Below are 21,479 nucleotides of genomic sequence, written 5' to 3'. Positions count from 1 at the left end.
TTGCTTGTGAAAAATGAGTTTATATAAGAATATAGTTTAAATCAACCTTCTAAAAGTTCGTTCAAACCGTATTGTTCGAATAATACATTTCCCACCTCGAGTTTAGACCAACCTTCTTTTAATTGATAGGTAAATTTCAGCTCTCTTTGCTCTAAGAAGCACTCTAAATGCGAAACTTTTATATTATTATATTTGGTAAGATTGGCTTCTATACCATTTAAATGCGTTGAAAAAATAAACATTGATTTCTCAAATTTTGATAAACCTGCAATAGTTTTCACTGTTATTTTCGAGGCATCATTGATATTAGTTCCGCTGAATATTTCATCGAAAACCGCAAAACAGGTTTTTGATTTTAGTTCAAGAAGGACTTTTTTAAGATTAATAATTTCCTGAGCAAACAGGCTGTATCCTTCTTTCAGATTATCATTTACCGAAAAATGCAAAAAGATACTTTCATAAAATGGAATATTGCAATGTGCCGACGGAACTGCAATTCCTAAATGAGCAAGCAATACGATTGTACTTAGAGACTTCATCGCCGTAGACTTTCCAGACATATTCGCTCCGGTGAAAACAACGGTATTTTGATTCTTTACCTCCAAGTTGTTTTTGACGGATTTTTTTAAATCTAAATGATAAAAATCTATAACCGTAAATTTATTTTCGGTATTAAAATCAGGGAATTTTAAGTCATGAACTCTAATCCCTTTTGATATGCTGGAATAGACATCGAACATATAAAAGAAGTCCCAAAATGAAACAAATCTATTATTCTTGTCTTTCGTTTCCTTTTCTAATTTGGTTAGGAGAGCTTTTCTCTGATTAAAATCTAATATCTTACCATAGTATTCATTTACTGACAACGAATTGATGAATGAAATGGTGTTGTCTATTTCTTTACAATAATCTAACTGAAGATCAGTTTTTTGAAAATTTCTGAGAAGCAGACCGAAACGGTAGAAAAATTCTATAAATAAACTTATATTGTTATTGGTCTCTCTATAATACTCAAGATATCTAATACTGCTTAACAACGTGTATTGATTGGCATTATTCTCATCCAAAAACTTCTGGATGTAAGAAACTTTATTTTCGTTCACTTGAAAAGTTTCCAGAAGCTGAAAATTCTCTACGAACATCTTTAGCTTCTCCTGAACATACAAAGTATGTTTTAGGTCGAAAGATTTTTTATTAAAAAATAAGTTGAGATATTTTTTGGATTTTCTGGTTTGCGTAAAATTAAAATGGGTAATTAATTCATCAATATTTTTCATTCAGCATTTGTATTTATTTTGGGCTGTAAAACTATGTAACTTTTTTAATTTTTAATCAAACAAAAGTTTTCTAAATGCCTCAGAAGCCAAAAGAACCTGTACTGACCAGTCATCAGCCGCTTCGCTTCCGGCATCATCAGAAATATATTTTAAGCATAAAAAGGGAATATTCTCCTGCATAGCAATTAGTGCCAGCGGATATGCTTCCATGTCGATAACGTTGTATTCGGTGTTGATGTGATTCATCTCAAAACTGTCGCCGCTGCCACAGATTCCTTCTTCCACGTCATCCATTTTTAATCCGTTTTCCAGAACGATTGGGATGTTGGATAAGGGAGTTTCAAATTTTTTAAAACCTAAGCCCCGAGCATCCATATCACGCTGGATAAACTTTGTGCAGCAAATAATCTCTCCTTTATGAAAACCTACTCCACCCGCGGATCCGAGGTTGACAATCAGTTTTGGTTTTCGTCTGATAATTTGTTTGGTCAGTTCAATGGCTGCACTTACTTTTCCGATTCCGGTGATGAGTTTTTGCGTGTGGTCGAAAGCTTTTCCGGCTTCAGAATCCAATGCGAAAACAAACAAAGTATCTTCTACCGTAAACGCCGTTTGGTTATTGATCTTGATCATTTTAAATATAAAAAAAGCTTAAATTAAATACTGCAACCGTCTGTATCACAAGATAAATCGCTACCCTTTGCGCTTTTAAAAGGTTCCACCCTTTCGTTATACGTCTGAGTAAGAGCTTCCACAAACAATGCTGCCGGCTGTGCTCCGGAGACTGCGTATTTTCCGTTTAAGATGAAATACGGAACTCCGGTAACGCCATTGTTGCGGCCTTCCATAATATCCTGATTTACATCGTAATCAAATTCCTCAGAACTGAGTGTCTGCAATGCTTCGTCTTTAGTGATGCCTAATTTTTCGGCGATACTGGATAGTAATTCTGTGTTTCCTACATTTTCACCATTCAGGAAATGAGCTCTAAATAATTCCTCTTCCATCTCTGAAGATTTCCCGTGCTTTTTAGCCAAATGAAGAATTTTATGTGCCGGAAACGTATTGGTAATCAGAGCTTTTTCGAAATTAAAATCAATGCCTAAAGCTTTTCCCATCTGTACCACCTGTGCTGTCATCTGCTTTGCCTGTTCTTCAGGAAAACCTTTCTTTTCTCTGAAATATTCAGCAGTGGTTTTGGTCTCACCAGCCTGCAAAGTAGGATCAAGCTGAAAGCTCTTCCACTCTACTTCTACTTCATCTTTAAATGGCAGTTGATCTAATGCCTGCTCAAAATTTTTCTTCCCGATATAACAGAACGGACACATCACGTCTGACCAGATTTCTATTTTCATGAATTTTATTCTAAGGTTAAATATATTAATTTGAAATTACTTTTTTACTGAAGAGAATATGTGCAGTTAAAGCAAGCAGTCCCATAACAACTCCCACCGTGCAGACACCTTCCCACTGTGCATATTGCCAGGCCACTGAAGCCAGCCAGGTTCCCAGTGAACCGCCGATAAAATAGGAAACCATGTAAACGGTATTCAGACGGTTGACCGCGGTGGTCTTGAGTAAAAAGTAATTGGTCTGGTTCATAATGTGGCTCGACTGTACACCCAAATCAATCAGAATCACGCCGACAATTAATCCCCAATAGGTATTTCCTGCGAAATAGGTAAAGCCCCAGCTTCCGATTAAAATCAAGAGGGCGTATAAAATTATTCTATTTAAAGAAATTTTATTCTCCAGCTTCCCAACTTTTGCGGCAGCCAATGCGCCCACTGCTCCGGCAAGACCGAAACTTCCCACCACCGAGGCACCCACCTCAAACGGAGGTCTTTCCATATGGAAAACCAACGTGGTGAAGAGTGCACACATGGATCCGAAAGCCATCGCACCACGGAAAGAGGCCAGTTGTAAAACAGGCTGAGTTTTTGCCAAATATGCAACGGACCTCATCAGTTCGATATACGTTCCTTTAAAATTGGGCTGTAAAACGGGAAGCATTTTATAGACAAACAGCCAGACTACCAGCATCAGTCCTGCCGCGATGCCATACATAGTACGCCATCCCCAAAGTTCGCCTACAATTCCGCCTACAAATCTTGAAAGTAGAATTCCCAGCAATAAACCTGAAACCACCAAGCCTATATTTCCTGATTTTTGTTCTTCTGAGGATAATTCAGCAGCGATGGGAACGAAAAGTTGTGGAATTACAGAGGTGATCCCTATCAGTAAACTGGCAGCGTAGAGCATCCAAACATCTGTAGCAAAGGTCATCCATAATAAAGCTCCGAAAACCAAAAGCAGATCGGTTAAGATTAATTTTTTACGGAAAAACTTGTCTCCCAGAGGAACAATCAGAAGTAATCCGAATGCATATCCCAGCTGGGTGAGAACTGAAATTTTTCCGGCCGCTGTTTCGGAAATGTCGAAATCTTTAGCAATTAATCCAAGCAGAGGCTGATTATAATAATTATTGGCAACCACCAGTCCGGAAATTACAGCCATAAGCCAGACGACGGTTTTAGAAATATGAGTAGGGTTTTGCACCTGTATGTGAAATTTAAATTGAAAAAAATAATTCTGAAATTCTTAGTAAAGATAAGGATTAACAACTGATTTCTCTGTTCCACATGATGAATAATTCTCAATATTTCAGATTCTGATTTTCTATTAATGATGATAATCCTGTATATTTGGCTGACACAAATTTTCTAATTAAATCTTCACAAATGATCCTGAAAAATAAAATTCTCATCCTTCTTTTTGCCTTTGTATGTCTAACTAGTTTTGCTCAGACCAGTGAGAATGTACGACTTAAAAACACGCTCCAGAAGATCATTTTATATAAGAAAGCTCAGGTTGGAATTTCCATTATAGGAACTGAAAATCATCGTGTTTCAATCAATGATGATCTACTCTATCCCATGTTAAAAAAAAGATTAAGAAAATTTAAAAGATGAACCGAATTATTCTATTTCTTTTTGCGCTGTTTTTCGTCCAAGTTAACGCGCAAACCTCTACAATTTATTCAAAAGCTTACGGGAAAAATACAAATCCGGCCATCATTTTTATTCATGGTGGACCGAGTGGAAATGCAACACTTTTTGAGGCAACGACAGCACAGAAACTTGCAGACAGAGGTTTCTTTGTAATTGCTTACGACCGTCGTGGCGAGGGGCGTTCGGTGGACAGTACCGCAACATTTACTTATGACGAAGCGATTAGTGATCTGAACAAGATTTACAGGCTTTACAACATTCAAAAAGCGAATTTAATTGCACACAGTTTTGGTGGCTTAGTGGGAACATTATTTACTGAACAGAATCGTAGAAAAGTCAGTGCATTGATTCTTGCCGGCGCCTTGTTTTCACAGCAGGAAACGTATGATCATATTTTAAATACAACCAAAGAAATTTACCTTAAACAAAATGACAGTTTGATGCTTTCTAAAATTACTGAAATTGAAGGCTTAGATAAAAATTCAGCGGCGTACAGAAAGCAGTGCTTTGAACTGGCAGGTCAAAATAATTATTTTAAAATGCCGTATCCGACAGATGAAGCAACTCTGCTTAGGAAGAATTATGAACTGAGTGATTTCTACACGAATAACATTCGGAATGCTCAGGCACCTATTCTTTTTTATCAAAATGAAAGCAGGAAGAACATTGACACTAAACCCACCCTAAAAAACATAAAGAAAAAAGTGAAATTATTTGCAATCTATGGACAGCAGGATAAAATATTTTCTGAAAAACAATTGAGTGATCTGCAGACAATAGTCACCAAAAAGAATTTTAAAATGATCGAAAACTGTTCACATTATATGTTTGTAGATCAACAGCAGATTTTTATCGACAGCATTATTGAGTGGATAAAATAATTAATCATAAATATTTAAAACACATATGAAACATTTCTTCGCAATAACAGGTATTGCCCTTGCAACTGTATTTACTTCATGCACCGCAGATGTGAAGCAGAAAAACCATTATTCTTCAAAAATCGACAGCCTGGTTAAAGTACAGAATCCCAGAACTTTTAACGGTGTAGTTTTCATTCAACAAAATGGAGAGAGAAAATATGAAAGAGCGTATGGCTATGTTGATTTCAATAAAAAAGCACCACTGAAAATCACAGACCGATTTTCTACGATGTCCATTGCAAAACAGATTACAGCTACTCTCATTTTACAGGAGGTTGAAAAAGGAACTATCGATTTACATAAACCCATCCGACAGTATTTACCCGATTTCAAATATGCTTGGGCAGACACTGTCACTGTTCATCATTTACTGAATCATACTTCCGGACTGTACAGTGACGAACTGAAATCTCAGTTAAAATTTAAAACAGGGACCGCTTTCGGTTATTCTAATGTTGGTTATTCGGTGGCAGGAATGGTTCTTGAAAAACAGAGTGGCAAAACTTTTAACGTGTTGGTGACGGCTTTATTCAAAAAATGTCAGATGAACGACAGCTCCTATCCTACTGAAACAAACAGTCAGTTGCTCGCGAAAGGTCACACTATCCGGAAAGACGGAAGTTTTGAAGTTAATGACAGGTCGGATTTTGTAGCTGATAATTACTTTGGAAGTCATTTGATAGTGACCGCACCAGATTTAGCGAAATGGAATGAAAGTCTACATAATGGTCAATTATTAAAGCCGGAAACATACAAGCTGATGACCGGCTATTCTGTAACTGATACGCATCAGGTTTTCAGTGAAAAGCCTATCGGATATGGATATGGTTTAAGAATCAATGATAAAGCGGATATCTATGAAATTGGGCATACAGGTTTTCATCCTTCCGAAGGTTTCACGGCGGTAAATTTATACTATCCGAAAACCAAGACCAGCGTTATCATTATGGAAAATGTTGCCAATGAAAACTTTGATATTGCCTATTATTTTGAGCAAGAAGTAAGAAAAATCGTGATGGACTCTCAACTTTTAAATAAATGAAAAAGACATTCTTACTGATTCCAATTTTGCTTCTTTTTAACTGTCATTCAAGTAAAGAAGCAAAAAATTCTGTCACTGACAATTACATCTTCTTCCTGCATAATAAATTTTTAGAAGACAATCCTGATGGATCTTTTTCTGCAGAATATGGTGTTAAAGGCGAATACCGCGAAATTTTACAGTCTTTGAGGAACGATGGGTTTGTGGTATTGAGTGAAAAGAGAAAACCAAATACAAACTGGATTGATTATGCCGAAAAAACAAAATCTAATATAGACAGTTTACTATCGAAAGGTGTAAAAGCCAACCACATCACCATTGTCGGTACTTCGAAAGGCGGATACATCGCTCAATACGTTTCTACTATTGCCAAAAACCAGGATTTAAACTTTGTTTTTATTGGCTCTTATCAAAACAGCGATATTGAAGAAATTCCGGAGATTGAATTTTGCGGAAATATTTTAACCATTTATGAAAAATCTGACATCTATGGTGTTTCAGCCATAAAAAGAAAACAGTTATCAAAACTTCCTATCCCTCACTTTAAAGAAGTTGAACTCAATACCGGTTTAAAGCACGGATTTTTATACACCGCTTCGGATGAATGGTTAAAACCCTGTAAAATGTGGGCGAAAAGGAATTATGAATTGAAAAAGGAATCAAAAATTAGTTAAACAACCTCCGAAACTCCAAAGGCGAAATATCCGTTTTAGCTTTAAACAGTTTATTGAAAGACTGCGAATGTTCAAAGCCTAATTCATATGCAATTTCACTTACGGAAAGTTCGGTGGTGGAGAGTTTTTCTTTGGCTTTTTCAATGAGTTTTTCGTGGATAATCTGTTGCGTCGTTTGTCCGGTCAAAGTTTTCAGAAGACTGCGCATATATTGTGGCGACATATTTAATTCGTCTGACAGAAACTGAACGCTAGGCAATCCCTTTTCTTTAAAATCATCTCTTTCAAAATAATCATTAAGCAAAACCTCTAATTTTTCTAAGAACTGATGATGTGCTTTGTGCCGGGTTAAAAATTGTCTTTGATAGAATCTTTCTGAATAATTCAGAAGTGTTTCCAGCTGAGAGATAATTATATTCTGACTGAATTTATCAATATTCGCCTGATATTCCTGCTTAATATTTTCAGTGATTTGCTGGATTTTTATTTCCTCATCTTCGGATAAAAACAGGGCTTCATTCACAGAATAATCAAAGAATTCATATTTTTTGATGGCAGTTGCCAATGGCGTATTCCAGAGAAAATCCGGATGAATCATCATCATCCATCCGGAAGGATTTTTGCCGTGCTCTTCTCTGATGACGCTCAGAATCTGATGCGGCGCCATACAGAACATCACACCTTCGTCAAAATCATAATCCTGCTGGCCGTATCTGTATTTATGATTCATATCGCGTTTGACAGAAATCATATAAAAATCGAATATCAAACTCTGTTTTCCGCTTTCCAAAGCGGGTGCCATATCCTGAAAATTAATTACACTGATAAGCGGATGTTTCGGCTTTGGCAATCCTCTCAACGTATGAAATTGGGAAATGGTTTTTATTCTTATCGGCGAGTCAAACATCGGTTTAATATTTAATCAAATTTAATGAATCTAAAGGTACAGATTATTGTGCTTCAGAGAAATAAACATCACTTTGCAAATCTTCCATCAGAGTTGGATGTTGAGGTTCCCAACCTAAAGCTGATTTGGTTTCTTCGCTTGAAGTTAAATTATTAAGCTTAGCAAAATGCGCAAACCAACCAAAATGTTCGGTTGCTTCATTACTGTTGAGAGAAACAACAGGAACCTGCAATCTTTCTGCGATAAATGTGGCAATATCTTTAAACGGAATTCCCTGTTCTGCAACGGCATGATATCTTGTTCCGCTGTCAAAGGGTTTTTCCAAAGCTAATCTGTATAATTTTGCAACATCTAATTTGTGAACGGCCGGCCAGAAATTATTACCATCATTAATTACAGCAGATTTGCCTTTTTCTTTTGCAATCCGAATCAGTGTAGGGACAAAACCAATGACATCTCCTTTACCGTGAACTGACGGCGACAATCTTATAACCGCCACTTTCACACCTTTCGCGGATACAGCATCGGCAGCATTTTCTGTTGCAATTCTGGGATGTGGATTTACTGAGCGGTCTGTTTCTACAGTAAGTCCGTCTTTTGAAAAAAGTGCCGTCCCTGAAGTAATGAGAAAAGGTTTTTCGGTTCCCAACAATGCTTCACCAATGGTTTCGATGACTTTTCCATCCAATTCACACATTTCAGCAAATCTTGTAAAATCGTGAACAAATCCTAGGTGAATCACGGCATCTGAAACTTCAGCTCCGGATTTCAGACTTTCAAAATCATTTAAATCTCCTCGGTGCGCTTCTGCGCCGGCCGCAATAAGTTTGTTTGCCGATTCCTCTGAACGCGCCAATCCTAAAACCTGGTGACCATTGGCTAATAATTCCTGTACTACGGCAGTTCCCACGAAACCTGTAGCGCCTGTAACAAATACTTTCATTTTGATATATTTTAATGAAGCAAAGTTCAGATTTCGCTGTCGTACTCTTGTAGCCGAAAAGTATTTTCTTGTAGCCTAAAAATTTAATTAAAAGACCTCCGAAACTCCAAAGGCGAAATATCCGTTTTAGCTTTAAACAGTTTATTGAAAGACTGCGAATGTTCAAAGCCTAATTCATATGCAATTTCACTTACGGAAAGTTCGGTAGTCGAGAGTTTTTCTTTGGCTTTCTCAATCAGCTTTTCATGGATGTGCTGTTGTGTGGTTTGTCCGGTCAGTTGTTTTAATAAGCTTCCAAGATAATTGGTGGAGATATTCAGTTGCTCCGCGATGAAATTGGCGGTTGGTAAGCCTTTATCCATTACATTTTCATTAAAATAATCTTCCAAAATGATTTCTAATTTATCTAAAACCTGATGATTGGTCTTTTTTCGGGTAATAAACTGTCTTTGGTAAAATCTTTCGCAGTAATTTAAAATCACTTCAATCTGAGAGATAATAATACTTTGCGTAAACTGGTCAATTCCCGATTGGTATTCTTTTTCGATTCCTTTGAAAAGTCCAATTAACGTCTCTTCTTCCTTTTCAGATAGGAATAATGCTTCGTTCACATCATAACCGAAAAATTTGTAGTTATTAATGGTTTTTGCCAAAGGTGTATTCCAAATAAAATCTGGATGAAAAGCCAAAAGATATCCTGAAGGTTTCGTTTCGTATTTGCTGATAACCATTTTGACCACCTGTCTCGGCGCAATAAAACACATTAAACCTTCATCAAAATCATACTGACCCTGACCGTAGTGAAGTTTCCCCTGAATATCTCTTTTGAAACCCATAAAATACAAATCCTGAACCCAGCTTATTTCGGATTCCTCGATTTGATACTCTACCAAACTGTAATCTACCAGACTGATGAGCGGATGCTGAGGTTTGGGCAATCCTGAAATTCTGTGAAATTCAGAAATGGTATCGATGGTGTATAATTTTCTGTTATGCATAACTTTAAAATTAAAGGCAACAGCAAGAAACTGTTGCCTTTACAAATTTAATAATCTGTAGATGTACTTAGCGTTTTAAACTCAGAAATTTCGTTTTGAAGTGCATTTAATTTATTTCCGGCAATGCCGAATGCATCAGTGCCTAAAACCAAATGTACAGGCGGATTTTCCAATGCTACCAATTCCATCAATGCTACAGCTGCTTTTTCAGGGTCGCCGGGTTGATTTCCATTGATATCTTTTTCGTGTGCCGTCTGCAGTTGTCTTGCTACCGTGTATTCTTCCATTTCAGTTTTCGGTGTTCTGAGTGAGCCACCCGTTAAGAAATCAGTTCTGAAATAGCCTGGATAAACGACGGTTGCGTTCACTCCGAATTCTTTCACTTCTGCAGCCAAAGCTTCTGTAAATCCTACCACTGCAAACTTGGTAGCACAATAAATTCCCCAACCTGCAAATTCTCCTGTCAATCCACCAATGGAAGCAATGTTGATAATGAATCCACTTTTCTGTTTTCTTAAATAAGGCATTGTCTTTCTGATGATATTTAAAGAACCGAAAACATTCGTGTCAAAATTCTGACGACTTTCCAAGTCTGAAATTTCTTCTAAAGTTCCCAACTGTCCGTAACCGGCATTATTCACCACAACATCAAGTTTCCCGAATTTCTCTATCACTTTTGAAACCGCTGCTTCAACGGAGTTTTCGTTAATCAAATCAACTTCCAGCGGAAGAAATGATGCATTTTCTTCACTGACTGCTTTCTGAAGTTCAGCAATATTTCTCGAAGTTGATGCCACAGAATGACCTTCTGCCAATAATTTTTTGACTAAAGTTAATCCTAAACCTTTTGAAGCTCCTGTCACGAACCATACTTTTTGTGTGTCCATTTTTTTATTTTTAATTGATTAATTTTTACAGTACAAAGTTGAGAAACAATCAAATTTGTTGTGTGACTGAATCAATGATTGTTGTAGCCAAATCACAGCTATCCTCTTGAATTAATTTCAAATGGTTATAATGAAAAATTATTATTTTGATGATTATTAAAGCTTTAAAATTTTCTTTCGCAATACAATTAAAATTTAATGAGAAATTTACTTTTAATCATCAAAGTCTTTGTTTCAAACTTATTGTAAACCCAAGATGACAGGCTTAGTAAGGATAAAGTAGATAAAATTCAAACTGTAATTCATTTATTTAAAACTAAAAATATCAAAGGAATTTTCTGCAATTGTCAACTATCCGTTGAGTAGAGATTATCCTTTTAAATATCTAAAAACTAAGCAGGAATTGATTAAAAGATTTAATGACGTATTTGATCAAAACGTTATTGATGAGATTGCAAAATCTAAAATAACTTTGGTCTGCAAAACCAGACATCATTTTAACCAACGGAATATTAAAATTCAGCGGAAGCGGAGGAAATCATACCATTACTTTTAAAAAAGGAAACTTTAAAATATATCGTTTACAGGTTTCATATCGGAGCAAACGATACTCTGGAAATCAGTCTTTCTGTAGAAGAAAATGATAACCAAATTCTCAATGAGGACGGTCAATTAGTAGTAGAAAAATAAAATACAATCATGATACCTAACTTTAGGAATAGAAAACGCTTTATTTTCGGATCAGACGAGATTATCAAATATGTACACAATTTTAACGCGTCTCCCTATTATGTGATTTTAAAATTAATTATATTTGAGAAATTAATACTAAACTACATATATGAAAAATTTTTTATCGGTTTTATTTTTAGGAGGAAGTCTTTTCTCTTTTGCGCAACTGCAGGTAAATTCACTGGATATCACCGTCAACGATTTGGTGTACGATGCGAATACCAACAAAATCTACGCATCTATCCCCAGTGCAAACGGTTCTAATGGAAACAGTATCGGTGTGATCAATCCTGTTACGAGAGTCCTGGAAAATACGGTCTTTATAGGAAGCGAGCCTTCTGTTCTTGCGATCTCAGACAATGGTCAGTATATCTATTCCGGTTTTACAGGTGCTTCCATTGTGAGAAGATTTGATGTGGCTACACAAACTGCAGGACTGCAGTTCAGTTTAGGTGCAGATTCTACAACAGGATCTTTTTATGTTGAAGATCTGGAAGTAATGCCGGGACAGCCCAACACTATTGCGATCTCTAGAAGAAATATCGGATATTCACCAAGGCATGAAGGTGTCGCAATTTACGACAACAACATAATGCGTCCTACCACAACTCCAGATCATACCGGGAGTAATAAAATAGAATTTACAGGTGCCAGCTCTTTGATTGGATATAATAATGAAACTACAGAATTCGGAATCAGAAGATTATCAGTAAATAGCTCGGGAGTTAGCAATTTGGGTGTAACTCAAAGTGTGCTGTCGAGTTTTTCTCTTGATTTTAAATATCATGACAACCGAATGTTTTCAACCGACGGGAAAGTTGTTGATATTACCACAGCTCCTTTTGTGATGGGTCAGTTTACCAATGTGAGCGGTCCAGTTGTATACGACACCTATTACAATAAAGTTGCTTTTGCAAGTTATGATTTTTCAGGAAATATCACTTTTAAAAGATATAATCCGAATACATTCTTGCTTACCGACAGCTTACCGATCTCTATTGCTTTTGGGACTGTAAAAAGCATTATCACCTGTGGAAACGGCTGTTACGCATTTAATACAAACGGAAACAAACTGGTGATTATCAACGATGCTACTTTGGCAACGTCAGATACAAAGGCAAAACCAAAATTCAGTATCTACCCGAATCCTACAGCAGATTTTATCAATATTCAGGGCGATGAAAAAATCAGAGAAGCAGCAGTTTATGAAATGAGCGGAAAACTGGTTTCCAGAATGACAGATCAAAAAAGCAAAATCAATCTTACCGGTTTATCAGCAGGAATTTATGTATTGAAAATTGTTGATGCAAAAGGAAATGTATCCACTGAAAAAATTATTAAGAAATAAGCTTTCTTTCATAAATACTATTTAGAAAGTCTTCACTTGTGAGGACTTTTTTATTTTAAAAAAATGATGCTTCATCAAACTTAAATTGCGTTGTAAAAAAGTTATGCTTTGGTTTTTATATTTAAACAAAATCTAGATTTGCCTTCGATTTTAGGGATTATTCTGATAATTTGTGGTGTTATCGTCATGAATTTTTTTTCGAAATCTGCATCTCATCAGTAAAGTTTAAAACTTTATTAAAACATTAACATCTGTTTATCAAAACACAGTGATTTCTTTTATTATTTTTAATTTTTAAAATTAAATTATAGATGAAAAAAATTACCACTCTTTTCTTAATGTTCGTCATCGCAGCTACACACCAGATAAATGCCCAGTCTAATCAGTTTATGTACGAATATAAATTTAAACTCGATTCTCTTAACCGTAATAAATCTGATACCGAAATAATGATTTTGGAAACCTCCCCAAACGGATCAAAGTTCTACAGTCAGGTGAAAGCGGTCTATGATTCTACAATGGATGCAACTTTTAAAAATGCCAAAATGATTCAGAATAAACAGTTTGATTTTACTTCATTAAAGCCTGCGAAAGTGAATGACGAGGTTCTGAAGACCTATCCTGATTATCAGACAAAGCTTCGAACCAGATTAGCAACAACTCAACTGTTAATCGAAAACAATAAGAAAATCAACTGGAAAATCACCTCAGATAAAGACACAGTTTTAGGATATCAGGTACAGAAAGCCACTGCCAATATGAACGGAAGAAAATGGGTTGCTTGGTTCGCTCCGGAAATTCCGGTACAGGACGGTCCGTATGATTTCTACGGACTTCCGGGATTGATTGTGAAAATTGAAGATTCAAAAGGCGATCACTCCTTTACCTTGGTCGGCAGCAGAAAAATAAACGGTGCGCAGACCATTGGTCTCGAGAAAAAGGCAAGAGAAATTGCTGTAACCGAAGACAAGTTCAATAAAATTTGGCAGGAATATAAGAACGATCCTGTAAAAGATTACAGGCAAAGAACTTCATCTGCCGGCGGTTCAGCAACGATTTCAGCTGTACTATCATACGGTGGAAAAAAACTTTCTCAGGAAGAAATGATGAAAGAGCTGGAAAAAGAAGCCAAAGAGAACTTAAAAAAGGAAAATAATTATCTGAATCTGAATCTGTACCGTTAAAAATTTAAATAATGAAAAAAATAGTAACAACTATCGGAGTTTTTGTGCTCCTCTTTGTCTCTCAGAATGTTTTCTCACAGGAAAAAGCAAGTATAGCTCAAGAAGCAAACGAATTATTTTTAAATGGCGAAACCAGCACTAAAAATGTAAAAGATAACACGATTGTTTTTAAAGGTAATGTTTCTTTACAGTGTAAATCTTTGTCATTCGAAAAAGCTGATCAAGTAATTTTGCATAAAAATACCAATGTCATAAAAATTTATAATCCGAAAAATTTAAAAATTATCAGTGTTAATGCTCTTACAAAGCCACAAAAAAAAGAAAGCGAGTTTATTACTTACAATTTTAAAGAAAACACTGTAATTTTATAGAAGATTATTCTTGGTACTGTGACTGATAAGGAAGAAAGCTTTAGAATAATTTAATCACAAAAAATTAATCATATGAATAGAGCTTTTTTCTTATTCTTCATTGTGCTGTCATGTCATATGTCTGCTCAGCTACTGAAGCCTGGTTTTGATAAATCTGAATATATCCAAACATTAAAAATCAATTACAAAGCGCATATTCCTGTCAGTGAATGGGATAAAAATAAGACACTTTCCAGTCCTGAAAATTTTAATTTTGTATATCGGTCACCTGTTGTTGCCTTCGATAATATCTGGGATCTATGGATTCATAAAAGCGAAAAGATAGCTGTAATTGCCGTGCAGGGAAGTGTTCAGACGGAAGCCAGTTTTTTAGCAAATCTTTATGCAGCGATGATCCCGGCTCAAGGTGAACTTCAATTGGATGATCAGTTTCTATTTAAATACAAACTGGCAGAAAATCCGAGAGCTGCTGTTCAGGTAGGTTGGTTTGTTGCGATGGCATACCTGTCAAAAACCATTGAGGCAAAGATTGATTCCTGTTATAAAGCAGGAATTAAAGATTTTATTCTGACCGGTCACAGCCAGGGTGGCGGAATAACCTTTATGCTGAATGCTTATCTGGAAAATTTAAAACTCTCTAAAAAACTTCCCCAGGATATCAGTTTTAAAACGTACTGCAGTGCAGGCCCTAAACCCGGCAATCTCTTCTTTGCATACGATTATGAGCATATAACTGCGGGAGGCTGGGCATACAATGTAGTCAATACTGCTGACTGGGTTCCTGATGTTCCTTTTTCTGTGCAGACCGTGAATGATTTTACAGCGGTTAATCCTTTTCAGGGTGCAAAGGCAATGATTAAAAAGCAAAAATTCCCTGCAAATGTTGCGTTGAAATATGCTTATAATCAACTGAGCAAACCAAGCTTCAAAGCGCAGAAAAACTACGAAAAATATCTCGGGAAGATGGTTTCGAAGGCCGTGAAGAAACAGATTCCCAACTTCAATACTCCAGAGTATTTCCAGAGCAATTATTATGTACGAACCGGAAACACGGTTGTGCTTTACGCAGACGAAGAATATTTTAAGCTTTTCAGTAATGAATCTGATAATCCAAACATATGGCAGCATCATCTTCCGCAGCAGTATTTGTTTTTAGCAGAAAAATTAAAATAAAATTAAAGTAACCGCGCTCTGCCAAACGTTTATACAATAAACATATAACATGAGAATCCCTGTTATTCACGGATATATTGATCGCCGTATTCTTATTAATTATACGGCAGATCCGAAGGATATTGAGAAAAATAATTCCTCAACCTTTTCGTCCTAAAATCTACAAAGACAGAACAATTGTCGGGATTTGTCTTATCAGTAAACTAAATAATAAAAACTTAAACAAACCATGAAAAAACTACTACTAAGCACTTCGATAGTCATCCTTTTGTTATCTTGTGGAACAGCAAAATCTACAGCCGAAATTTCTGCAGATTCATCAACTGCAGATTCCACATACGGTTACACCGAAAGAAATGCGGTGAAAGTTGGCGGAGTTGGAAACGGCCCGATGAATGAAAGAAATTATCTGAATGCGCTTACGGGTCCCAACGGTGAAAAAGTTTCTTTCGAAAGACATGGAAGCTGCTGTGAATTTAAATCTAAAAACAGTCCGTTTGGTATGGCATTGCTTGACCGTTACGCCGTAACCTATGAAGGAAAAAAAGACACGGTTACTATTTATCTCAATATGTACGATAAAGAAAAAACCATGGCTCCGGTAGGATTTAAAATGAAATAAACTGAATTGGGACGCACCTCTCCCCGATTTGGAAACAAGAATGACTATTACAATCCCCTCAGTCTTTCAACATATTATTCAAAAAGAAAACAAAGATGTCGCCACTGGAACTCAGGCAGGGTTTTTAATTGATATCTGGAAGAAAACTTTTCATATATTTGAGAAAATCAAAAACTAAAATCCGATAACCATGAAAAAAACTGCTCTTTTTGTAGTACTGTTGTGTTTCCAATTTTCATTTTCACAAAAACTTTTGGTGTCCTGGAGCCAGCAGAATATTGAAAATTATACGGAAGACATGTATAATGAAGCTCAAAAACTGTCTCCTGAACAGCTTTTAGAAAAGAATAAAAATGCCGCTTACTGGAGTGAAGTATTTTTAACGATGAACGCCTCTGTCAATAACTACGAGAATGATAAAGAATATCTGAAAAATCTGGCAAGACAAATTACAGATACGAAAGAAACAAAAATAAAAGGAACCAGCCGTCTTATTATTTGGGACAGAATTGTAAGTGGAGATATTATTTTTGAAGGAAAAGGTTTAGTTGTTGAAAATGATCTTTTCCTGATAAATGGAAGAGCCAATCAGGTTTTACAGAGCGTTACCAGAAAAAACTTTGGTTTTGTAACATCATCTTCCACTAAAAAAGAACTGGAATCATTAAGAGAGAAATGGCTCGACTATCTGAACGGCAAACCCGTAGAAGAATTTAAACCTGCAGAGTTTAAAAATGCAAAAATTGCTGAGATCAGCGGTTTAAATGCAGTTCATGCATTAATAATTTCTTTACAGGACAATTCTGTAAAAGAGCAGATCACAAAAAAATGTCTTAAACAGATCTATAATTTAGATGAATTGCCTACATCAAAAGAGTCTCCTGCGAAATTCTGCAGTCCTGATACTTACACTTATGCATATTTAGCAATGTTGTTTGGAGACAAAACAAGAGATGAAACAAAGACCGCAAAGTGGTGGCTCAATTTCTGGAACGAGAATCAAAAAAAACTGAGTTGGAATAATGAGGGATTTTATGAAGTGAAAAAATAACCTCAATTTGTAAAATACAACGCTATGCAAAGTCTAAATGGCTTTGCATTTTTTTTTATTCGAAAGTTTTCTTCAAAATAAATCCTCATTCCTACTCTTTTGGTGTAAAAATAGATAGGTTGTAAGTATCAATACTACGTATTCAAAACCATCACAATATGAAATCAGAAAACAACTTAGAAAAGAGAAGCCTCCAAGGTAAAACCGTTGTAGTCACAGGCGGAAGCAGCGGAGTCGGAAGAGCTACCGTAGAAGCATTTGCTTTGGAAGGATGTAATATCGTTATTGCAGCCCGCGGACAGGAAGCTTTGGACGAAACTTTAAATCTCTGCAGAGAACTTGAAGTAAAAGCGATTGCTGTTGCTACCGATGTTTCAAAAGCAGAAGAAGTGGATAATTTAGTTAAAAGAGCCATCCTTGAATTTGGAAGAATAGATATCTGGGTAAACAACGCAGGAGTAATGGCAAGCGGTAAATTTGAAGAAATTCCGATGACGCTTCACGAGCAGGTTATTAAAACCAATCTTTTCGGATATATGCACGGAGCCTACAGTGTACTGCCGATTTTCAAGGAACAGAATGAAGGTATTCTGATTAATAATGTATCCATTGGTGGGTTTATGCCTGCTCCTTACAGCGCTGTGTACTCTGCTACAAAATTCGGTATCCGTGGAATGATGGAATGTCTTCAGGGAGAAATTTCAGATTTTACAGATATTCATATTGCCAATCTGTATCCGCAGATTCAGCGTTCTACGGGAAATGCACATTCAGCAAAGTATTCAGGTCTTGATTTTAAAGTTCCTCCTTTTGCAGCTGATCCCCGTGATACGGCGGCTAAGATTGTAGAGCTCGCAAAACAGCCGAAAAAAGATTTATTTCCGGATATTACATCAAGGCTCCTGGTGAACGTTTATGGAATGTTCCCGAAAGCCATCATCAATACAGCATCTGCTGGAATGAGAATGATGATGAAGCTGAAAAACGGTGAACCCACTTCAGGAAATGTTTTGGAATCATCGCCGGAACCACATCAGATTTATGGAGAAACCTCTCTTCCGGTGCCAAGTAAGAAAACAAAACTGGCTATGGTTGCCGGTGTTACCTTAGGATTGGCGTATATGTTTTTCACGTCAAGAAGTTCCCGCAGTAATAAAGATGCAGCAGAATAATTAAAATTAAATTTTAAAATAATTAAACCCCGATCTATTGTCGGGGTTTATTGTTTTGTATCAACTGTAAAACTATTTATTTAAGAGTTTCTGCAGTTCAAGAAAAGATTTTAAAAGCTCCTGTTCTGATTTCACGTAGAAAGTAATATTGACTCTTGGCTCGCCCTGATAGATCCTTACTTTCATTCTGTCTGATGATATTGAAGCATTTTTAATAGAATAGGTTTCGCTAAAAGGCTTCTCGTCTCCGGTAACTGTTATGTCACCATTCTCTGCAATCTTCAGCGAAACAAACGAATAAGAAGGCGGATCATAAATCCCTCTCAGCATGTAAGAACCTTGCAGCTGTTCATTCAGGGTCGTTTCAATTTTTTTAAACTTTTCGCTTTGTGCAAAAATAAAAGTGCTCATTAAAAGTAGAGCCAGTGTAAGATAAGTTTTCATGGGTATTAGTTTTTATTAATAAATTTCTACTCAAAAGTAGGAATTATGTCCATCCAAAGAAATTACCCTTTTGTGGTATTTTTTGAGTAATACTAATAAATATTGGCAAATCATTGACAAGGTTAAGAAAACTGTTCGGCTTCGTTGAACATTCTTGCTCAGCAGTTTTTTTGCAGATCAGTTTTCCTTGTAATGTGTGGAAGAAAAAACATCAATAAAACTCCACTCTCTACAAGCTTCCTTTTTGTTGTAGGTATTCAGACTGCCAAAATTCTGATCACATCTGTCAAAAATAAAAACAACCTGATGAGGTTGTTTTATTGCTTTTTATTGTGGAATGTTCCCGCCTTTGTTGACCACTGGTGGCAGCTTGGAATTCTTCGCCGCTTTTACCAGTTCATTTACATCATTGTAAAAAAGTTTCCAGTCTGCGACGTCTTTCATGGCTGTCAGGAGTCCAAAAAAAGATTTCAGGGTTTCCTCTAGATCGTTACGGATGGCAGAGGCACTCTTCTGTTGGCGAAGGTCAGCGTTGGCACCGGCCTGCTCTGCAAAGATTTCTTCAAAGGCCGTCTGCTTACCTTTCATATCGTCGAAAGCTGCGGTGAGGGACAGTGCAGTAAGCTTCTGCATATTCTCACTCTTATCCAATTCATCGATAAGCTTTTTCATCTGGGCGGTTTGGGACGAGTAGCTCATACGGTCGAGATCCAGACCAAACTGCTTGAAGATCTGATAGAGGTCTTCTGCAGACTGATAGCCAGGCAGTGTGACCATTTTTCGGTAGCTGTTGAGGAAGGTCTTCAATGTGGTGTAAGCCATGTCTCTTTCCCGGTCCGCATGGGCAACATCATTTCCTTTTCCGCTGAAGGTCATTTTGGTATAAACGGCATCATACTCGGCATACTTCACCTTCAGTTCCGCTAGAAGCGGATGCGCATCGATCACTGGATAATTTCCTGAATCGGAAGTGTTGATTGTTCTCTGCGCGAGCGTCGCCAAGTCTTTTGTGCTTAGCTTTCTTAATGTGATTTTCATAAATCAAATGTGTTTTTATTAATAATTTATTTAATGAATTCCGTTTTTAAATATATTATTTTTTTGATTTCTGGCAAAACAATCTGTTTAGACTGAAAATATTTTGTGTTTGAGTTTAAACAACCTGTTTAGAGAAAAAACAGGTTGAGGTTTTGTTTAAACAAGTTGTTTGGACGAAAAACATTTTGTGTTTTGGTTTAAACGAGTTGTTTGGAGAAAATGAGAGTTGAGGTTTGGTTTAAACGGGGTGTTTGGGGGTTTGATAGTTTTTGATTTTAATTTCTGTTGAAATACGAATATGTGGATCAAGTCATTTTTGATATTTGACATCAGTTCCTCCGCTGGCGCGAGCTTCAAGCTCGTGTCTCTAGCAGAAAATATAGTAGTGCAATAAATTACTGCGATGATTTTGATGAAGTTCTTACAATTGATGTGAATTTATAAGTTTGGACACGAGCGGGACGCTCGCGCCAGCTTCAAAACTTTAATCGTTAGTGTGACCGACCATCAATATATTAACCGAAAAAACCTGCTCAACAGCAGTTTTTTATATTAAATGTAAAGATCTTAATACCCAGACTTAGCCTTGCGCTGGCGCGAGCTTCAAGCTCGTGTCTTTAGCAGTCTCACGTTAGCATATTACTACCACCGCTGGCGCGAGCTTCAAGCTCGTGTCTCTAGCAATTACAAATCTCACGTCAGTATATCATTAAATTTTGTAGTTTTACTGTAAACACAAAATGATGAGTAGAAAATATAAATTCAAGGAGAAAGATGGTGCTTATTTCATAAGTTTTGCAACTGTATTCTGGATAGATGTTTTTACAAGAACAGAATATTTTGACATCATTATTAATTCTTTAGATTACTGTAGAAAGAATAAAGGAATGATCATCTTCGGCTACTGCATTATGCCAAGTCATATACATTTGATTTTTCGCTCTGATGATGGAAAACCTTCAGAATTAATCAGGGATTTTAAAGGATTTACTTCAAGAAATTTAATAAAAGCCATTCAGGAAAATAATCAGGAAAGCAGAAAAGAATGGATGTTATGGATGTTCAAAAAAGCTGGGGACAAAAATTCTAATGTTAAAGAATATCAATTTTGGCAACAGAATAATCAACCTATAGAAATTTGGTCATTAAAAGTATTCGAACAGAAGTTAAATTATATCCATCAAAACCCTGTAGAAAGTGGTTTTGTTATAGAACCTTGGGAATGGAAATATAGTAGTGCAAAAAATTACTGCGATGATTTTGATGAAGTTCTTACAATTGATGTGAATTTATAAGTTTGGACACGAGCGGGACGCTCGCGCCAGCTTCAAAACTTTAATCGTTAGCGCGAGCGACCATCAATATATTAACCGAAAAAACCTGCTCAACAGTAGGTTTTTATATTCAAATGTAAAGATTTTAATGCCCAGACTTAGCCTTTCGCTGGCGCGAGCTTCAAGCTCGTGTCTTTAGCAAGAGAATGGAAATATAGTAGTGCAAAAAATTACTGCGATGATTTTGATGAAATTCTTACAATTGATGTGAATTTATAAGTTTGGACACGAGCGGGACGCTCGCGCCAGCTTCAAAACTTTAATTGTTAGCGCAAGTGACCATCGATGTATGAACCAAAAAAAAACTGCTCCACAGCAGGTTTTTATATTTAATTGTAAAGATCTTAA

The 21,479-nt window shown here is 36.4% G+C and carries 21 protein-coding genes; 11 read left to right on the top strand and 10 right to left on the bottom strand.

From position 1 onward, the window contains the following. Positions 1-41: 41 nt before the first annotated feature. The 4 genes from OMO38_RS02210 to OMO38_RS02195 are packed head-to-tail and all read right to left on the bottom strand — an operon-like array spanning position 42 to position 3,794. Positions 42-1,277, bottom strand: a complete 1,236-nt coding sequence (locus OMO38_RS02210) for a MutS-related protein (protein ID WP_264748612.1) — start codon at positions 1,275-1,277, stop codon at positions 42-44. A gap of 51 nt (positions 1,278-1,328) precedes the next feature. Beyond that, positions 1,329-1,910, bottom strand: coding sequence for a 5'-methylthioadenosine/S-adenosylhomocysteine nucleosidase family protein (locus tag OMO38_RS02205; RefSeq protein ID WP_264748611.1), 582 nt, complete (start codon positions 1,908-1,910; stop codon positions 1,329-1,331). Positions 1,911-1,933: 23 nt separating this feature from the next. Then, the gene (locus tag OMO38_RS02200; RefSeq protein ID WP_264748610.1) at positions 1,934-2,632 is read right to left on the bottom strand and encodes a DsbA family oxidoreductase; all 699 of its coding nucleotides are present in this window, start codon (positions 2,630-2,632) and stop codon (positions 1,934-1,936) included. Between the two features lie 25 nt (positions 2,633-2,657). After that, positions 2,658-3,794 carry an MFS transporter gene (locus OMO38_RS02195; protein WP_264748609.1) on the bottom strand — a complete coding sequence of 379 codons (1,137 nt, stop codon included), beginning with the start codon at positions 3,792-3,794 and terminating at the stop codon, positions 2,658-2,660. Positions 3,795-4,245: 451 nt separating this feature from the next. Here OMO38_RS02195 and OMO38_RS02190 point away from each other — a divergent pair, with 451 nt between their 5' ends. From OMO38_RS02190 to OMO38_RS02180, 3 genes are read left to right on the top strand one after another with little or no spacing between them, the layout of a single operon-like run. Then, on the top strand, positions 4,246-5,169 hold the full coding sequence (locus OMO38_RS02190) for an alpha/beta hydrolase (RefSeq protein WP_264748608.1): 924 nt from the start codon (positions 4,246-4,248) through the stop codon (positions 5,167-5,169). A gap of 25 nt (positions 5,170-5,194) precedes the next feature. Then, complete coding sequence (locus tag OMO38_RS02185) at positions 5,195-6,253, top strand: serine hydrolase domain-containing protein (protein WP_264748607.1); 1,059 nt, start codon at positions 5,195-5,197, stop codon at positions 6,251-6,253. After that, the gene (locus OMO38_RS02180; protein WP_264748606.1) at positions 6,250-6,927 is read left to right on the top strand and encodes an alpha/beta hydrolase; all 678 of its coding nucleotides are present in this window, start codon (positions 6,250-6,252) and stop codon (positions 6,925-6,927) included. The genes OMO38_RS02185 and OMO38_RS02180 overlap by 4 nt, the downstream gene beginning before the upstream one ends. Here the strand turns inward: OMO38_RS02180 and OMO38_RS02175 are convergent. From OMO38_RS02175 to OMO38_RS02160, 4 genes are all read right to left on the bottom strand, one after another. Continuing rightward, complete coding sequence (locus tag OMO38_RS02175) at positions 6,920-7,834, bottom strand: helix-turn-helix domain-containing protein (RefSeq protein ID WP_264748605.1); 915 nt, start codon at positions 7,832-7,834, stop codon at positions 6,920-6,922. The two genes, OMO38_RS02180 and OMO38_RS02175, sit on opposite strands and share 8 nt — an antisense overlap. Before the next feature lie 43 nt (positions 7,835-7,877). Then, on the bottom strand, positions 7,878-8,777 hold the full coding sequence (locus OMO38_RS02170) for an SDR family oxidoreductase (RefSeq protein WP_264748604.1): 900 nt from the start codon (positions 8,775-8,777) through the stop codon (positions 7,878-7,880). 83 nt (positions 8,778-8,860) lie between these two features. Then, the gene (locus tag OMO38_RS02165) at positions 8,861-9,775 is read right to left on the bottom strand and encodes a helix-turn-helix domain-containing protein (RefSeq protein ID WP_264748603.1); all 915 of its coding nucleotides are present in this window, start codon (positions 9,773-9,775) and stop codon (positions 8,861-8,863) included. 47 nt (positions 9,776-9,822) lie between these two features. Continuing rightward, positions 9,823-10,662, bottom strand: a complete 840-nt coding sequence (locus OMO38_RS02160) for an SDR family NAD(P)-dependent oxidoreductase (RefSeq protein WP_264748602.1) — start codon at positions 10,660-10,662, stop codon at positions 9,823-9,825. Between the two features lie 841 nt (positions 10,663-11,503). Here OMO38_RS02160 and OMO38_RS02155 point away from each other — a divergent pair. The 7 genes from OMO38_RS02155 to OMO38_RS02125 all read left to right on the top strand — a co-directional run bounded on the left by OMO38_RS02155 (position 11,504) and on the right by OMO38_RS02125 (position 18,315). After that, the gene (locus tag OMO38_RS02155) at positions 11,504-12,742 is read left to right on the top strand and encodes a YncE family protein (RefSeq protein ID WP_264748601.1); all 1,239 of its coding nucleotides are present in this window, start codon (positions 11,504-11,506) and stop codon (positions 12,740-12,742) included. Between the two features lie 311 nt (positions 12,743-13,053). After that, entirely contained in the window at positions 13,054-13,926 is an 873-nt protein-coding gene (locus tag OMO38_RS02150; protein ID WP_264748600.1) for a GLPGLI family protein, read from the top strand. An 11-nt stretch (positions 13,927-13,937) separates the two neighbouring features. Beyond that, on the top strand, positions 13,938-14,297 hold the full coding sequence (locus OMO38_RS02145; RefSeq protein WP_264748599.1) for an LPS-assembly protein LptD: 360 nt from the start codon (positions 13,938-13,940) through the stop codon (positions 14,295-14,297). 72 nt (positions 14,298-14,369) lie between these two features. Beyond that, on the top strand, positions 14,370-15,470 hold the full coding sequence (locus OMO38_RS02140; protein ID WP_264748598.1) for a lipase family protein: 1,101 nt from the start codon (positions 14,370-14,372) through the stop codon (positions 15,468-15,470). A gap of 229 nt (positions 15,471-15,699) precedes the next feature. Then, the gene (locus OMO38_RS02135; protein ID WP_264748597.1) at positions 15,700-16,092 is read left to right on the top strand and encodes a 2-dehydro-3-deoxyphosphooctonate aldolase; all 393 of its coding nucleotides are present in this window, start codon (positions 15,700-15,702) and stop codon (positions 16,090-16,092) included. 190 nt (positions 16,093-16,282) lie between these two features. Next, positions 16,283-17,143: a hypothetical protein gene (locus tag OMO38_RS02130; protein ID WP_264748596.1), complete on the top strand. Its 861-nt coding sequence runs from the start codon at positions 16,283-16,285 to the stop codon at positions 17,141-17,143. Positions 17,144-17,301: 158 nt separating this feature from the next. After that, positions 17,302-18,315: an SDR family NAD(P)-dependent oxidoreductase gene (locus tag OMO38_RS02125; RefSeq protein WP_264748595.1), complete on the top strand. Its 1,014-nt coding sequence runs from the start codon at positions 17,302-17,304 to the stop codon at positions 18,313-18,315. A gap of 72 nt (positions 18,316-18,387) precedes the next feature. On the opposite strand, the gene OMO38_RS02120 is transcribed toward OMO38_RS02125, so the two are convergent. Beyond that, positions 18,388-18,759: a hypothetical protein gene (locus OMO38_RS02120; protein WP_264748594.1), complete on the bottom strand. Its 372-nt coding sequence runs from the start codon at positions 18,757-18,759 to the stop codon at positions 18,388-18,390. Between the two features lie 327 nt (positions 18,760-19,086). Continuing rightward, positions 19,087-19,797, bottom strand: a complete 711-nt coding sequence (locus OMO38_RS02115; RefSeq protein WP_264748593.1) for a DUF6261 family protein — start codon at positions 19,795-19,797, stop codon at positions 19,087-19,089. A 743-nt stretch (positions 19,798-20,540) separates the two neighbouring features. Here OMO38_RS02115 and OMO38_RS02110 point away from each other — a divergent pair. Then, a complete protein-coding gene (locus OMO38_RS02110; RefSeq protein WP_264748682.1) occupies positions 20,541-21,092 on the top strand; it encodes an REP-associated tyrosine transposase in 552 nt (183 codons plus the stop codon). Positions 21,093-21,479: the final 387 nt, after the last annotated feature.

This window comes from Chryseobacterium kimseyorum, from assembly GCF_025971945.1.
Taxonomy (GTDB): Bacteria; Bacteroidota; Bacteroidia; order Flavobacteriales; family Weeksellaceae; genus Chryseobacterium; species Chryseobacterium kimseyorum.
Note: the sequence above shows the minus strand (reverse complement) of the source record. Positions and strands in the feature narration are given on the sequence as shown.